General features: G+C 65.4%; 6 protein-coding genes and 3 rRNA genes. 6 read left to right on the top strand and 3 right to left on the bottom strand.

Annotation, left to right across the window (positions count from 1 at the left end):
* The first annotated feature begins 33 nt into the window (after positions 1 to 33).
* Together ACFQZ6_RS17140 and ACFQZ6_RS17135 are read left to right on the top strand one after the other, a co-directional pair.
* Positions 34 to 1,701, top strand: coding sequence for an ATP-binding SpoIIE family protein phosphatase (locus ACFQZ6_RS17140; protein WP_381609821.1), 1,668 nt, complete (start codon positions 34 to 36; stop codon positions 1,699 to 1,701).
* A gap of 33 nt (positions 1,702 to 1,734) precedes the next feature.
* A complete protein-coding gene (locus tag ACFQZ6_RS17135) occupies positions 1,735 to 2,547 on the top strand; it encodes a class I SAM-dependent methyltransferase (RefSeq protein ID WP_381609819.1) in 813 nt (270 codons plus the stop codon).
* A 71-nt stretch (positions 2,548 to 2,618) separates the two neighbouring features.
* On the opposite strand, the gene ACFQZ6_RS17130 is transcribed toward ACFQZ6_RS17135, so the two are convergent.
* A complete protein-coding gene (locus tag ACFQZ6_RS17130; RefSeq protein ID WP_381618381.1) occupies positions 2,619 to 3,893 on the bottom strand; it encodes an MFS transporter in 1,275 nt (424 codons plus the stop codon).
* Positions 3,894 to 4,028: 135 nt separating this feature from the next.
* On the opposite strand from ACFQZ6_RS17130, the gene ACFQZ6_RS17125 reads away from it, so the two are divergent.
* The 4 genes from ACFQZ6_RS17125 (at position 4,029) to rrf (ending at position 10,283) form a co-directional block, all read left to right on the top strand.
* Positions 4,029 to 4,577 (top strand): MarR family winged helix-turn-helix transcriptional regulator, encoded by a 549-nt coding sequence (locus ACFQZ6_RS17125; protein ID WP_381609816.1) that lies wholly within the window; start codon positions 4,029 to 4,031, stop codon positions 4,575 to 4,577.
* 576 nt (positions 4,578 to 5,153) lie between these two features.
* A 16S ribosomal RNA gene (locus ACFQZ6_RS17120) occupies positions 5,154 to 6,681 on the top strand.
* Between the two features lie 274 nt (positions 6,682 to 6,955).
* Positions 6,956 to 10,078: ribosomal RNA gene (locus ACFQZ6_RS17115) — 23S ribosomal RNA — on the top strand.
* An 88-nt stretch (positions 10,079 to 10,166) separates the two neighbouring features.
* Positions 10,167 to 10,283: ribosomal RNA gene (rrf, locus tag ACFQZ6_RS17110) — 5S ribosomal RNA — on the top strand.
* The 16S, 23S and 5S rRNA genes sit together here, the layout of an rRNA operon.
* A 147-nt stretch (positions 10,284 to 10,430) precedes the next feature.
* Here the strand turns inward: rrf and ACFQZ6_RS17105 are convergent.
* On the bottom strand, positions 10,431 to 11,903 hold the full coding sequence (locus tag ACFQZ6_RS17105) for a type VI secretion protein (RefSeq protein ID WP_381609813.1): 1,473 nt from the start codon (positions 11,901 to 11,903) through the stop codon (positions 10,431 to 10,433).
* 34 nt (positions 11,904 to 11,937) lie between these two features.
* The gene (locus ACFQZ6_RS17100; RefSeq protein WP_381609810.1) at positions 11,938 to 13,350 is read right to left on the bottom strand and encodes an ATP-binding protein; all 1,413 of its coding nucleotides are present in this window, start codon (positions 13,348 to 13,350) and stop codon (positions 11,938 to 11,940) included.
* Between the last annotated feature and the right edge of the window lie 9 nt (positions 13,351 to 13,359).

The following is a 13,359-nucleotide window of genomic DNA, read 5'->3' as shown; positions in this document are numbered from 1 at the left end:
CCGGCCGACGACGACTACACGAGGCAAGGATTCGTGAACTTCACGCGCTGGAGCGCCCGGCTCCCCGGAACGCAGCGCCGCGCCGCAGCGCGGACCGACCACGCGCCCACCCCCGACCACCGGGGGGAAGGCTCCGTACCCGCGGCCCGCGCCGAACGACTCACCGACGAACCCCCGCCCACCCGCGCCGTCGACGAACTCCCGGTACGCCAGGTCCTCGACCGCGTCCCCGCCCTCGTCGCCCTGGTGCACGGCCCCGACCACCGCCTCGCCTACGTCAACGACGCCTACGCCACCGCCTTCGGCACCCGCCCCACCGGCGAACCCGCCCGCGACACCCTCCCCGAACTGAGCGAACTGGGCCTGCTGCCCCTCCTCGACCAGGTCCTGCGCAGCGGCAGACCCCGCACCCTGAAGTCCCGCAAGGCCACCGACGGCCGCTCCTACACCTTCACCTGCACCCCCGTCAGCGAGAACGGCGACGGCGCCGCGGGCGTCGGTGGAGTCGGTGGAGTCCTGGTCTTCGCCACCGACGTCACCGACCACGCCGAGGCCGCCGACCGCCTCAGAACCAGCGAACGCCGCCAGCGCGAGACCGCCGTCACCCTCCAGCGCTCCCTCCTCCCCCAGGAACTGGAGCAGCCCGACGACCTCCGCATCGCCGCCACCTACCAGCCCGGCGGCACCGAAGCCGCCGTCGGCGGCGACTGGTACGACGTCATCACCCTCGGCGGCGGCCGGACCGCCCTCGTCATCGGCGACGTCATGGGCCGCGGCGTCCGCGCCGCCGCCGTCATGGGCCAGCTCCGCACCGCCGTGCGCGCCTACGCCCGCCTCGACCTCCCCCCGCACGAGGTCCTCCAGCTCCTCGACGGCCTCGCCACCGAGATCGACGCCAACCAGATCGCCACCTGCGTCTACGCCGTCCACGACCCCAACGAGGGCCGCCTCGTCTACGCCTCCGCGGGCCACCTGCCCATCCTCGTCCGCGACGAGAACGGCGCCGTCCTGCGCGCCGACGAACCCACCGGCCCACCGCTCGGCACCGGCGGCTGGATGCACTCCTCCGGCTCCATCCCGCTCGCCCCCGGCTCCACCGCCGTCCTCTACACCGACGGCCTCGTCGAACGCCGCGACGCGGACCTCGACCACGGCATCGCCGCCCTGGAGAACGCCCTCGCCGGAGCCATCGGCACCCCCCAGGTCATCTGCGACCGCCTGATGCGCTCCGCGGGCGTCACCGCCGACCACGACGACGACGTCGCCGTCCTCGTCCTCCAGCACCCCGCCCGCACCGGCCCCGACGGCGACCTCTTCCGCAACGCCGCCCTCGACCTCCTCGGCGGCGTCGAGGCCGCCCCACGCGCGCGTGCCTTCGCCTCCGGCGTCCTCACGAGCTGGCGCTTCCCCGCCGAACTCCACGACCTCGGCGTCCTCGCCGCCAGCGAACTCGTCGCCAACAGCCTCCAGCACGGCACCCCACCCATGCGGCTACGGCTGCGACGCACCGACCGCCGCCTGATCGTCGAGGTCACCGACGGCGACGACCACCTCCCCAGGCGCCGCCGCGCCGAACCCGCCGACGAGTCCGGCAGGGGCATCGCCATCGTCGCCACCATCGCCTCCAACTGGGGCTGTCGGCGCACACCAGGCGGCGGAAAGGCGGTGTGGTGCGAATTCGTCCTCCCGCGCGCCACCTAGGCACCTCCCGCATCCGGTGCTAGTAGCAGACCCATGCCAGACGAAACGGGCTTCCAACTCCAGGGCAGCGCCCCCGAGCGCTATGAACACTTCATCGCGCCGATGATGGCGCCGTTCATCGAAACCGTGCTGGACACCGTCGATCTGTACCCCGGCGCCCAGGTCCTCGACCTGGCCTGCGGCACCGGCTTCGTCGCCCGCGCGGCGGCCAACCGCGTCGGGCCCACCGGCCACGTCGCCGCCGCCGACATCAACGAGGGCATGTTGAAGGTCGCCCACGCCAAGGCACCCCACGTCTACCCCGACCTCGAACTCACCCTGGCCCCCGCCGACCAGCTCCCCTACGAGGACGCGTCCTTCGACACCGTGATCTGCCAGCAAGGCGCCCAGTTCTTCCCCGACCTGACCGCCGCCCTCCGCGAGACAGCCCGCGTACTGCGGCCCGACGGCCGCCTCGCCCTCACGGTCTGGGCCCCCGCCGAACGCTCCCCCTACTTCGCCGCGCAGTACGAGGTACTGCGGCGGTACGCCGCACCCGAGGACACCGACGCCTTCCGCGCCGCCTTCTCCCTGACCGCCGACCGCCTCACCAGCGCCCTCACCGACGCGGGCCTGCACGACGCCACCGCCCGCGAGATCACCCGCGACGTCCACACGCCCCCGCTCAAGGAATGGGTCCCCGGCCAGATGGCCTCCGTCCCCTGGACCCGGTCCCTCACCACCACCGGCCAGGACACCATGACCCAGGCCAGCCAGGCCCTGGTCGAACGCCTCACCGACTACGAAGCCCCCGACGGCACCGCCACCCTCCCCTTCACCGCGATCCTGGTCACCGCACTCCGCTGACCCCGCTCGGCCTCAGGGCCGGGGCAGACCCGCACCGCCCCGGCCCGCGGCCGAACCTCCACCGGCCCGCCTCACGCCTCCGCGGACACCGGCTCCACACTCGCCCCACCACGCGTCACGACCCGGCTGCGCACCGCCGACGGCTGGTCCTGCGCCACCGTCAGCCTCCGCCCCAGCCGCAACGCCAGCACCGTGATCCCCAGCGAGAACAACAGGAACGTCACGACATACGGCCCGTGCAGCGCGGCCCCCATCGGCCCGCCCACCGCCGGACCCACCGCCAGCGCCAACTGCTTCACCAGGGCGAACGCGGAGTTGTACTGCCCCGCCATCCCCGTCGGCGCGAGATCCGCCACCAACGGCGCCACGGTCGGCGACAGCAACGCCTCCCCCAGCCCGAACAGCGCGTACGTCGACACGAACGCCGCCGTCGCCATCTCCTGACTGCCGTGCCCGAGCCCCGCGTACCCGGCGACCAGCCACGCCACGGCCCAGATCAGCCCCACGACCGCGATCACCCGCGACCGCTTCCGCCGCTCCACGAACCGCAGCACGGCGAACTGTGCCACCACGATCACCGCGGTGTTCGCCGCCAGCGCCGTCCCCAGCGCGGACGTCGATATCCCCGCCGCCTCGACGCCGTACGCGCTCAGCCCCGACTCGAACTGCCCGTAGCAGGCGAAGAACATCACGAAGCCCAGCACACACAACTGCACCATGGCCCGGTTGCCCAACAACTGCTTCCAGCTCCCGCGCGCCGACAGCGCGGGCGCCTCACCGACCCGCGGCGCCCGCGGCATCCGCACCGTCGCCATCACGACCACCAGCAGCAGGAACATCGCCGCCTCGATCGCGAACAGCAGGGTGAAGGAGGAGACCCGGGTCGCGTCGACGAGATGACCGCCTATGAGCCCACCTACCCCGAGCCCGAGGTTTTGCAGAAAGAACTGCGTCGCGAACGCCCGCGACCGGGTCTCCGACGCCGAGCACTCCACGATCATCGTCGCCAGCGCGGGCTGCATCACGGCCTGCCCCGCCCCCAGCAGCGCCGCGGACAGCAGCACGCTGACCGCGCTCCCCGCCAGCCCCAGGCTCAGCGCTCCGACAGCGGCGGTGAGCAGGGCGCCGAGCAGCACCGGCAGCGGGCCGCGCCGGACGATCGCCCGCCCGGCGAACGGCAGCACGATCAGCGCGGCCACGGCGAACACGGCGAGCACGGAACCCGCCGTCATGGCACCCAGCCCCCGGACCTGCGCCACATAGACGTACAGATAGGGGACGGTGAAGCCGAGCCCGAACGCGCTGAGCGCGTTGCCCACGTGGATCCGGCGCATCGCCGCGCCCATCGCCCTGGTCACGTTCACCTCACTCACTCGGTCAGACCTGAAGACTGAACACTGAAGACTTAGAACCTAAAGTTCGAAGCTAAAGACTACACATCGAAGGAGTTAGAGGCAAACGAGTCGTGTCATACTGCGGTGATGGGCGACACCTCCAACCTCCCCGAGCCGACGCTCGAAGAGCAGATCGCCGCGTACCAGCGCGAGTTCCAGGACCTCGACCCCCAGGTCGAGAAGATCGTCTCGGCGCTCTCCCGTCTGAACCGCCGCATGAACGTCGCCTACGGCCGCCAGACCGCCGAACTCGGCATCAGCAACACGGACTGGGAAGTCCTCAAGGCCCTCGTCCTCTCCGGCGCCCCGTACCGCATGGGCCCCAGCGACCTCGCCAAGCGCCTCGGTCTGACCCCCGCCGCCATGACCCACCGCATCGACCGCATGGTGACCGAGGGTCTGGTCACCAGGGAGCGGGACGAGAACAACCGGGTCCGGGTCATCGTCGAGCTGACCCCCGTCGGCCGTGAGAAGTGGCTGGCGGCCATGCGCCTGGCGACGGTCTTCGAGGAGGACCTCCTCCAGGACCTCACCCCCACCGAGCGCACCCTCCTCGGCGAGGTCCTCACCAGACTGCTGCGCCGGGTGGAGGACGCCCAGCCGGACGCGGGCGGCCGTCTCAGCGACCTGGACTAGCCCGGATCGGGTCCCTCCAAAAGATCTTGACAAGGGTCGCTTGACACGCCCCCACCCGATCCGTAGAGTTCTTCGGGTTGCCGCGGGGCCGTAACGGTTCTGCGACAGCACCTCCCGCCGCGACAGCGGCAACCCAAACCATCAGCACGATCTCCCTGCGGGGTTGATTTCGGCGTGCCCGAATTCAATTCCGATAGGGGCTCGGCGGCCCGATTGGGAATCGCCGGGAGAATCCGCTAAGGTTTGAGACGTCGGAACGGCCCAACAGCCGGGAAGACAAACCCCGCTGACTGGGGGTCAGGCCGAGAAAAGGATCTGATAGAGTCGGAAACGCAAGACCGAAGGGAAGCGCCCGGAGGAAAGCCCGAGAGGGTGAGTACAAAGGAAGCGACCGTTCCTTGAGAACTCAACAGCGTGCCAAAAGTCAACGCCAGATATGTTGATACCCCGTCTCCGACTCGTATGAGTTGGGGCGAGGTTCCTTTGAAGATAAACACAGCGAGGACGCTGTGTGCGAGAGGATCATTCCTCCTCTTGCACCGCTCTCGTGGTGTTGCACCCGATTACGGGTAAACATTCACGGAGAGTTTGATCCTGGCTCAGGACGAACGCTGGCGGCGTGCTTAACACATGCAAGTCGAACGATGAAGCCCTTCGGGGTGGATTAGTGGCGAACGGGTGAGTAACACGTGGGCAATCTGCCCTTCACTCTGGGACAAGCCCTGGAAACGGGGTCTAATACCGGATACGACCATCTTGGGCATCTTTGATGGTGGAAAGCTCCGGCGGTGAAGGATGAGCCCGCGGCCTATCAGCTTGTTGGTGAGGTAACGGCTCACCAAGGCGACGACGGGTAGCCGACCTGAGAGGGCGACCGGCCACACTGGGACTGAGACACGGCCCAGACTCCTACGGGAGGCAGCAGTGGGGAATATTGCACAATGGGCGAAAGCCTGATGCAGCGACGCCGCGTGAGGGATGACGGCCTTCGGGTTGTAAACCTCTTTCAGCAGGGAAGAAGCGAAAGTGACGGTACCTGCAGAAGAAGCGCCGGCTAACTACGTGCCAGCAGCCGCGGTAATACGTAGGGCGCAAGCGTTGTCCGGAATTATTGGGCGTAAAGAGCTCGTAGGCGGCTTGTCACGTCGATTGTGAAAGCTCGGGGCTTAACTCCGAGTCTGCAGTCGATACGGGCTGGCTAGAGTGTGGTAGGGGAGATCGGAATTCCTGGTGTAGCGGTGAAATGCGCAGATATCAGGAGGAACACCGGTGGCGAAGGCGGATCTCTGGGCCATTACTGACGCTGAGGAGCGAAAGCGTGGGGAGCGAACAGGATTAGATACCCTGGTAGTCCACGCCGTAAACGGTGGGAACTAGGTGTTGGCGACATTCCACGTCGTCGGTGCCGCAGCTAACGCATTAAGTTCCCCGCCTGGGGAGTACGGCCGCAAGGCTAAAACTCAAAGGAATTGACGGGGGCCCGCACAAGCGGCGGAGCATGTGGCTTAATTCGACGCAACGCGAAGAACCTTACCAAGGCTTGACATACACCGGAAAACTCTGGAGACAGGGTCCCCCTTGTGGTCGGTGTACAGGTGGTGCATGGCTGTCGTCAGCTCGTGTCGTGAGATGTTGGGTTAAGTCCCGCAACGAGCGCAACCCTTGTTCTGTGTTGCCAGCATGTCCTTCGGGATGATGGGGACTCACAGGAGACCGCCGGGGTCAACTCGGAGGAAGGTGGGGACGACGTCAAGTCATCATGCCCCTTATGTCTTGGGCTGCACACGTGCTACAATGGCCGGTACAATGAGCTGCGATACCGTGAGGTGGAGCGAATCTCAAAAAGCCGGTCTCAGTTCGGATTGGGGTCTGCAACTCGACCCCATGAAGTCGGAGTCGCTAGTAATCGCAGATCAGCATTGCTGCGGTGAATACGTTCCCGGGCCTTGTACACACCGCCCGTCACGTCACGAAAGTCGGTAACACCCGAAGCCGGTGGCCCAACCCCCTTGCGGGGAGGGAGCTGTCGAAGGTGGGACTGGCGATTGGGACGAAGTCGTAACAAGGTAGCCGTACCGGAAGGTGCGGCTGGATCACCTCCTTTCTAAGGAGCACATAGCCGACTGCAAGCGTATGTCTTGCACGGTTGCTCATGGGTGGAACGTTGACTACTCGGCACACTTGACCGTCTTCTCCTGCTAGTACGGCTCTTCGGGGCATGGAACGTGGAGGGAAGGGGCGAGGGTGTCGGGCACGCTGTTGGGTGTCTGAGGGAATGAACTTCTCTCAGTGCCGGTCCCGGTGAAGCATCGCGGTTGTGGTGTGTGACGGGTGGCTGGTCGTTGTTTGAGAACTGCACAGTGGACGCGAGCATCTGTGGCCAAGTTTTTAAGGGCGCACGGTGGATGCCTTGGCACCAGGAACCGATGAAGGACGTGGGAGGCCGCGATAGTCCCCGGGGAGTCGTCAACCAGGCTTTGATCCGGGGGTTTCCGAATGGGGAAACCCGGCAGTCGTCATGGGCTGTCACCAGCTGCTGAACACATAGGCAGTGTGGAGGGAACGCGGGGAAGTGAAACATCTCAGTACCCGCAGGAAGAGAAAACAACCGTGATTCCGGGAGTAGTGGCGAGCGAAACTGGATGAGGCTAAACCGTATGTGTGTGAGACCCGGCAGGGGTTGCGCATACGGGGTTGTGGGATCGCACTTGATCAGTCTGCCGGCTGGTCGGCGAGTCAGAAACCGTTGATGTAGGCGAAGGACATGCGAAAGGTCCGGCGTAGAGGGTAAGACCCCCGTAGTCGAAACATTAGCGGCTTGCTTGTGCGACACCCAAGTAGCACGGGGCCCGAGAAATCCCGTGTGAATCTGGCGGGACCACCCGCTAAGCCTAAATATTCCCTGGTGACCGATAGCGGATAGTACCGTGAGGGAATGGTGAAAAGTACCCCGGGAGGGGAGTGAAATAGTACCTGAAACCGTGTGCCTACAAGCCGTGGGAGCGTCGGAGTGGAGCTTGCTTCACTCTCGTGACTGCGTGCCTTTTGAAGAATGAGCCTGCGAGTTTGCGGTGTGTTGCGAGGTTAACCCGTGTGGGGAAGCCGTAGCGAAAGCGAGTCCGAATAGGGCGATTCAGTAGCGCGCTCAAGACCCGAAGCGGAGTGATCTAGCCATGGGCAGGTTGAAGCGGAGGTAAGACTTCGTGGAGGACCGAACCCACCAGGGTTGAAAACCTGGGGGATGACCTGTGGTTAGGGGTGAAAGGCCAATCAAACTCCGTGATAGCTGGTTCTCCCCGAAATGCATTTAGGTGCAGCGTCGTGTGTTTCTTGCCGGAGGTAGAGCACTGGATAGGCGATGGGCCCTACCGGGTTACTGACCTTAGCCAAACTCCGAATGCCGGTAAGTGAGAGCGCGGCAGTGAGACTGTGGGGGATAAGCTCCATGGTCGAGAGGGAAACAGCCCAGAGCATCGACTAAGGCCCCTAAGCGTACGCTAAGTGGGAAAGGATGTGGAGTCGCAGAGACAACCAGGAGGTTGGCTTAGAAGCAGCCACCCTTGAAAGAGTGCGTAATAGCTCACTGGTCTAGTGATTCCGCGCCGACAATGTAGCGGGGCTCAAGCGTACCGCCGAAGTCGTGTCATTGCAGCATGAGGGCTAACGCCCGCTGTGATGGGTAGGGGAGCGTCGTTTGCCGGGTGAAGCAGCCGTGGAAGCGAGTTGTGGACGGTTGACGAGTGAGAATGCAGGCATGAGTAGCGATTCACACGTGAGAAACGTGTGCGCCGATTGACTAAGGGTTCCTGGGTCAAGCTGATCTGCCCAGGGTAAGTCGGGACCTAAGGCGAGGCCGACAGGCGTAGTCGATGGATAACCGGTTGATATTCCGGTACCCGCTGTGAAGCGTCAAACATCGAGCATCGTGATGCTAAGGCCGTGAAGCCGCCCGGTTTCAGCTTTGCTGTTTCTGGGAGTGGTGGAGCCGCTGAACCAAGCGGTTAGTAGGTGAGTGATGGGGTGACGCAGGAAGGTAGTCCATCCCGGGCGGTGGTTGTCCCGGGGTAAGGGTGTAGGACGGTGTGTAGGTAAATCCGCACACCACGTGTCTGAGACCTGATGCCGAGCCGATTGTGGCGAAGTGGATGATCCTATGCTGTCGAGAAAAGCCTCTAGCGAGTTTCATGGCGGCCCGTACCCTAAACCGACTCAGGTGGTCAGGTAGAGAATACCGAGGCGTTCGGGTGAACTATGGTTAAGGAACTCGGCAAAATGCCCCCGTAACTTCGGGAGAAGGGGGGCCATTTCTGGTGAGGGGACTTGCTTCCTGAGCTGGGGGTGGCCGCAGAGACCAGCGAGAAGCGACTGTTTACTAAAAACACAGGTCCGTGCGAAGCCGTAAGGCGATGTATACGGACTGACGCCTGCCCGGTGCTGGAACGTTAAGGGGACCGGTTAGCTCCATTTCGGTGGGGCGAAGCTGAGAACTTAAGCGCCAGTAAACGGCGGTGGTAACTATAACCATCCTAAGGTAGCGAAATTCCTTGTCGGGTAAGTTCCGACCTGCACGAATGGCGTAACGACTTCTCGACTGTCTCAACCATAGGCCCGGTGAAATTGCACTACGAGTAAAGATGCTCGTTTCGCGCAGCAGGACGGAAAGACCCCGGGACCTTTACTACAGTTTGATATTGGTGTTCGGTTCGGCTTGTGTAGGATAGCTGGGAGACTTTGAAGCAGCCACGCCAGTGGTTGTGGAGTCGTCGTTGAAATACCAGTCTGGTCGTGCTGGATGTCTAACCTGGGTCCGTGATCCGGATCAGGGACAGTGTCTGATGGGTAGTTTAACTGGGGCGGTTGCCTCCTAAAGGGTAACGGAGGCGCCCAAAGGTTCCCTCAGCCTGGTTGGTAATCAGGTGTTGAGTGTAAGTGCACAAGGGAGCTTGACTGTGAGACCGACGGGTCGAGCAGGGACGAAAGTCGGGACTAGTGATCCGGCGGTGGCTTGTGGAAGCGCCGTCGCTCAACGGATAAAAGGTACCCCGGGGATAACAGGCTGATCTTCCCCAAGAGTCCATATCGACGGGATGGTTTGGCACCTCGATGTCGGCTCGTCGCATCCTGGGGCTGGAGTCGGTCCCAAGGGTTGGGCTGTTCGCCCATTAAAGCGGTACGCGAGCTGGGTTTAGAACGTCGTGAGACAGTTCGGTCCCTATCCGCTGTGCGCGTAGGAGTCTTGAGAAGGGCTGTCCCTAGTACGAGAGGACCGGGACGGACGAACCTCTGGTGTGCCAGTTGTTCTGCCAAGGGCATGGCTGGTTGGCTACGTTCGGGAGGGATAACCGCTGAAAGCATCTAAGCGGGAAGCCTGCTTCGAGATGAGGACTCCCACCCACTTGATGGGGTAAGGCTCCCAGTAGACGACTGGGTTGATAGGCCGGATCTGGAAGCACGGTAACGTGTGGAGGTGACCGGTACTAATAGGCCGAGGGCTTGTCCTCAGTTGCTCGCGTCCACTGTGTTGGTTCTGAAACCACGAACGGCCCCACGTTTGTTACAGGCGTGGTGTGGCTGACAGTTTCATAGTGTTTCGGTGGTTATAGCGTGAGGGAAACGCCCGGTTACATTCCGAACCCGGAAGCTAAGCCTTACAGCGCCGATGGTACTGCAGGGGGGACCCTGTGGGAGAGTAGGACGCCGCCGAACAATTATTCAGGGAAAGCCCCGCATCTTCGGATGCGGGGCTTTCTGCGTTTTCAGTGGCTGTCGCGGCTTGAGGCGTTGCGGGATCCCGTCGCGCACCTCGCCTTCATGGAGACGTACATGGGGAGGCGTTGTTCCAGGCCGTGGGCTTTATCGGAAGGCTGACAGGTCGTCGTGGGGCCAGCGGGAGCGGGACTGTTCCTGGGAGCGGAGGAGGGCCTGGGTGGGGAGGCCCTGGTCTGGGCCGGAGGACAGGAGGGTGGGCAGGGTGGGGAGGGGGGCCACGGCCGCGATGTCGTCCAGGACGAGGGTGAATGGTGGGTCGAGCCGACCGGAGGATGACCGTGCGGCCATGCGCCGGCCGTGCTCGACCACGCTGGAGACGAGGGCCGTCAGGAAGGGCATGGCGCCGGGGTTCGTCCTGGGGTCCTCGATGGATTCACCGACCACATAGAGCGTGCCCCCTTCGTTGACGAAGGAATCCAGGGCGAGCGCATCAGTTCGGTTTGGGGTGCAGGATTCGCGGATGTTGACCGTGGAGAGGGCGGACAGGGCACGCGTCGTCAGTTCGTGGGCCACGTCCCGGCGTTCCGGGTGGGAGGTGAGCGCGGCTTCCAGTTCGCCCGCGGCGCCGGGGGCGGCCTTGGGGTGGGTGCGCAGGACCCGTACCGCTTCCTGGATCTGGGTGCCCTGAGCCCAGCGGTGGACGTGGCGGATGGTGCGGTTGTCCAGGGCGGCGGCGTGGAGGTAGCTGCGGAGGAGGGTCTCCGCGGTGTCGGCCAGGGTCTGGTCGAGCTTCGCGGTGGGGCGGACGGGGGCGAGGAGGGCGGTGGCCCGCTCCTTGGCCGTGGCCTTGTCCTCGCAGCCCGCCGTGGGGGACCAGTGGAGGCGGGCCGGGGTGTCGCAGCGGTGGGTGGGGTCGTAGAGGTGGACTGGGCCCAGTTTGGCTCGGGCGTCCTTGGTCTCCTGCCAGAGGGCCGGGTTCGAGGTGACGACGAGGGCGGGGCCGTCGGCATCCGTGATGGTGTGGGTGGCGATGGTCTGGCGGGCTTCCCTGGGGGCGTAGTGCACTCCCGGTGCGGGGTGGTGTGGTTCCCAGCCGGTGGTGGGCTGTGCGGGTGGTGTCGGTGGTGTGGGCGGTGTGGGTGCCGGTTCTGGGGTGGTGGGGTGGGGGATCGCCGCCGTCTGGGGTTCCGTTCGGGGGGACGGGACCTCGTTGGGTTGCTGCGGCGGTGGGGCCGGGGGCAGTTTGCGTCTGGCTCGGACCGCGCGCCAGCGGGCCACCGTACTCATGGTGAACATGGTGAGGACGAACAGGACCATGAGCTGGCCGATGAACAGGCCCCAGAAGAGGCCGTAGCCGGAGAGCTGGGTGGGTGGGGTGTCGGGCCAGGCGGCGGGGATGTCGTGCGGTTCGGTGATGAGGGCGCGCAGGGCCAGCGGGGTGCGGGTGAAGGTGACGCCGTCCGGCCAGGCGCCGTGGGCGAACCAGGCGGCCAGGCCGGTCGCGGACCAGGCCAGCAGGGTCATGCCCAGGAGGAAACCGAGTATGCCGATCAGCAGGCCGTCCGGGATGCCGCCCTGTGCAGCCCGCCGTTGCCCCTGGTGGTCGTCCGGTCGCACGCCTCCCCCTCCGGATGTGGTGCTGGTGCTTGCTTTACGCCACCGTCGATTCCGAGTCGCCGAGGTGTTGTTCCACGAAGGCCGCGGCCCGTTCCTCGGCTTCCAGCTCGGCGGCGCGCAGGGCGTCGTCGTCGAGGAGGTCCGCGGAGGACTCCGTCATCGCGCGGTCGGTGAAGACGAGGGGACGTTCCGTCTCGGTGACCAGGTGTTTGACGACCTGGACGTTGCCGTTGACGTCCCAGACGGCGATGCCGGGGGTGAGGGACGGGATGATCTCCACGGCCCAGCGGGGCAGGCCGAGGACGCGGCCGGTGGCGCGGGCCTCGTCGGCCTTCTGGGCGTAGATGGTGCGGGTGGACGCCATCTTCAGGATCGCCGCCGCTTCCCTCGCCGCCGCGCCGTCGACGACGTCGGAGAGGTGGTGGACGACCGCGACGAAGGACAGGCCGAGGCGGCGGCCGAACTTCAGCAGGCGCTGGAAGAGCTGGGCGACGAACGGGCTGTTGATGATGTGCCAGGCTTCCTCGACCAGGAAGATGCGCTTCTTGCGGTCGGGGCGGATCCAGGTGTGCTCCAGCCACACGCCGACGATCGCCATGAGGATGGGCATGGCGATGGAGTTGCGGTCGATGTGGGACAGGTCGAAGACGATCAGCGGCGCGTCCAGGTCGATGCCGACCGTGGTGGGGCCGTCGAACATGCCGCGCAGGTCACCATCGACGAGGCGGTCCAGGACGAGGGCGACGTCCAGGCCCCAGGCGCGTACGTCGTCTATGGCGACGTTCATCGACTCGGCGGACTCCGGCTCGGGGTGCCGTAGCTGTTCGACGATGTCGGAGAGGACCGGCTGGCGTTCGACGATTGTCTCGTTGACGTAGGCGTGGGCGACCTTGAGGGCGAAGCCGGAGCGTTCGTCGAGGCCGTGGCCCATCGCCACCTCGATGATCGTGCGCAGGAGGGCGAGCTGGCCGGTGGTGGTGATGGCCGGGTCGAGGGGGTTGAGGCGGATGCCGTGGTCGAGGGCGGCCATCGGGTCCAGGCGGATGGGAGTTATCCCCAGCTCCTGGGCGATGAGGTTCCACTCGCCGACGCCGTCCTCGCCCTGGGCGTCCAGGACGACGACCTGGCGGTCGCGGAAGCGGAGCTGGCGCAGGACGTAGGTCTTCTCCAGCGCGGACTTGCCGTTGCCGGACTCGCCGAGGACCAGCCAGTGCGGGGCCGGGAGCTGTTGGCCGTAGAGCTGGAAGGGGTCGTAGATGTAGCCCTTGCCGGAGTACACCTCGCGGCCGATGATGACGCCTGAGTCGCCGAGGCCGGGGGCGGCGGTGGGGAGGTAGACCGCCTGGGCCTGGCCGGTGGAGGTGCGGACCGGTGGGCGGGTGGTCTCGACCTTGCCGAAGAGGAAGGACGTGAAGGCGTCCGTGACGACGGACAGCGGGTCCCGCATCAGCGCATC

It is taken from the genome of Streptomyces flavalbus, assembly GCF_042674625.1.
In the GTDB taxonomy this organism is placed as follows: domain Bacteria; phylum Actinomycetota; class Actinomycetes; order Streptomycetales; family Streptomycetaceae; genus Streptomyces; species Streptomyces flavalbus.
This window is presented reverse-complemented; position numbering and strand designations above follow the sequence as displayed.

Excerpts from the sequence above, each read along its gene's own strand:
- ACFQZ6_RS17135 (WP_381609819.1), top strand. The coding sequence starts at position 1,735 with ATGCCAGACGAAACGGGCTTCCAACTCCAGGGCAGCGCCCCCGAGCGC.
- ACFQZ6_RS17130 (WP_381618381.1), bottom strand. The coding sequence starts at position 3,893 with ATGGGCGCGGCGATGCGCCGGATCCACGTGGGCAACGCGCTCAGCGCG.
- ACFQZ6_RS17125 (WP_381609816.1), top strand. The coding sequence starts at position 4,029 with ATGGGCGACACCTCCAACCTCCCCGAGCCGACGCTCGAAGAGCAGATC.
- ACFQZ6_RS17100 (WP_381609810.1), bottom strand. The coding sequence starts at position 13,350 with ATGCGGGACCCGCTGTCCGTCGTCACGGACGCCTTCACGTCCTTCCTC.